A 1,967-nucleotide genomic window follows, 5' to 3' on the forward strand; every position below is an offset into this window, starting at 1 on the left:
CGCGTTGTAGAACGCGCGGGACGGGTACACAAACCGGGCCACCCATGGTCCCACGAGCTCCCCCGTGGACCGGGAGTAGAGCAGCTGGCGCTTCAGCAGGTACTCCTCGCCGGTGCGCCGGGCGGCACGCAGCTCGCTGCTGCCGCCGGTCGCAGCCTCGTAGTAGAGGAGCCCCTTGAGTACATTGATCGTGGAATGGAACGAGGACCGCCTGGACCCCTCCACCCACTCGCAGTTCCAGCCGCCGTCGGCCATCTGGTGGTCCAGGAACCACTGGGCGATGCCGGCCACATCCGCGCCCAGCCACACCCCGTTGGCCAGCGTGAACGCGTTGATGCAGCAGTCCACCTCGCCGCCCCAGTAGGGCAGGTCGTTATACTCCCAGCGGCTGTTGACCGCGAGGAGCTCGGCGGTCCCGGTGAGGGCGGCAGCATCCAGCCCCCAGTCGCGCAGGGCGTTCAGGGACCACGTGGTGGCGGTCCACGGCTGCCCGGCATCCTCAGCCGCTTGCGGGCCGTCAAAGTCGAAGTCCTGGGGGAAGTACGCCCCGCCCGCCCACTGGCCGTCGGGGTCCTGCAGCGCGAGCAGCCGGGCACCGAACCCCTCGGTGGCGGTCCGGGCGCGCGTTGCCTCCCACACCTCCGGCGGTTCCCCGGCGATGTCCTGCTGGACCTGCCAGCGCAGTGCGGGGTCGGAGTCAAGCATCCAGTCAAGAACGGCGGGATCCACGGCCATAGCGGGGAGACTAGCACGGGGCCGCCCGTTTTCCATCCGGCCGGGGCGGTGGGGTCTGGCCACTGCTAGAGCTTCGGGATCAGGACCGGCGTGTTCTTCTTGTACGCCTCATAGTCTGCCTGGCCGCCCCACTTGGAATCGGCCTTCTTTTCCAGCAGCGGGATGCCGCTGCCCTTGATCAGCAGGAACGCCACGAAGACCGGGGACAGCAGCGCCACCCACTGCCAGCCTTCCACCACCGGCACGGCGATCAGCAGCACGCCGATCCAGAGGACTATCTCGCCGAAGTAGTTGGGGTGGCGGGACTTGGACCACAGGCCGGTGGAGATGAACCTGCCACCGTTGGCGGGGTCTGCCTTGAAGCGGCCCTTCTGGTTGTCCGCCACGGCCTCAATGCCGAAACCTGCGGCCCAGACCACAAAGCCCACCAGGGCCCACCAGTCCAGAGCGACCCGGGTGGCGCTGGTGATGGCAATCCAGGCCGCAGCCGCGGTGAGGACCACCCAGAGACCCTGGACGGTCCAGGCGTTCAGGAACCTGACGAACGAGGGCTTGATCTCGTCGAAGCGGTCATCCTTGCCGTGCTTTTTGACGCGCCGGAACAGGAAGCTTCCCAGCCGGAGGGCCCATGCCACCACCATGGCCGCCAGCAGCAGCCCCCTCGCATCCACGCCCGGGGTCAGTAGGACCAGGAGAACGGTGATGGCGATGTAGGTCAGGGCTCCGGTGAGGTCGTAATAGTGTTCGGTCTGCGCCTTGAAAGCCGGGATGAACGCCAGCCACTGGATCAGGAACGCGGCCGCCACCCCCAGGCCGAAGAGCGGGAATCCGCCCACGGTGGCACCGCCCTGGCTGCCGGCCACGGCCACCAAAGCGCCGATGACCACCACCACCGGGAGGATGATCAGCGCTTTACGGTCGGATTCCTTCATCAGAGCTTCCTTTCAGACGCCGGCGGTTGCCGACAAGAGCACCTAGGCAGGCTATCCACTAGGAGGCCTATTATTCAATCCTGTTTGAACATCCAACAATATTGGGTAGGGTGGATCCATGCAAATGCAAGTAGGTGGGACCGCGGGCCCGCCCGTCCACCCCGCCGCGTTCACGCTGCAGAACATGTTCAGTCTCGCCAACGAGACAGAGCGGGAAGTGGCCCGCAGGCTCGGACTGAACCTCACCGATTACCGCGCCCTGTCCGTGCTGGCACACCTGGGCCCGGTAACGGTGGGCAG

Annotated in this window: 2 protein-coding genes and 1 pseudogene; 1 reads left to right on the forward strand and 2 read right to left on the reverse strand. The window is 66.5% G+C overall.

Annotation, left to right across the window (positions count from 1 at the left end; translation table 11 throughout):
• Together DBR22_RS19395 and DBR22_RS19400 are read right to left on the reverse strand one after the other, a co-directional pair.
• The coding region (locus DBR22_RS19395) for a squalene cyclase (protein ID WP_258229314.1) at positions 1-735 on the reverse strand (735 nt) is incomplete at its 3' end.
• A 65-nt stretch (positions 736-800) separates the two neighbouring features.
• Positions 801-1,667: a DUF1295 domain-containing protein gene (locus DBR22_RS19400; RefSeq protein ID WP_108600349.1), complete on the reverse strand. Its 867-nt coding sequence runs from the start codon at positions 1,665-1,667 to the stop codon at positions 801-803.
• Positions 1,668-1,785: 118 nt separating this feature from the next.
• On the opposite strand from DBR22_RS19400, the pseudogene DBR22_RS24820 reads away from it, so the two are divergent.
• Positions 1,786-1,967: pseudogene (locus DBR22_RS24820) on the forward strand (MarR family winged helix-turn-helix transcriptional regulator); the annotation flags it as partial.

This window comes from Arthrobacter sp. HMWF013 (assembly GCF_003061105.1).
GTDB lineage: Bacteria > Actinomycetota > Actinomycetes > Actinomycetales > Micrococcaceae > Arthrobacter.

Coding starts and splice junctions, on each gene's coding strand:
- DBR22_RS19400 (WP_108600349.1), bottom strand. CDS start 1,667: ATGAAGGAATCCGACCGTAAAGCGCTGATCATCCTCCCGGTGGTGGTG.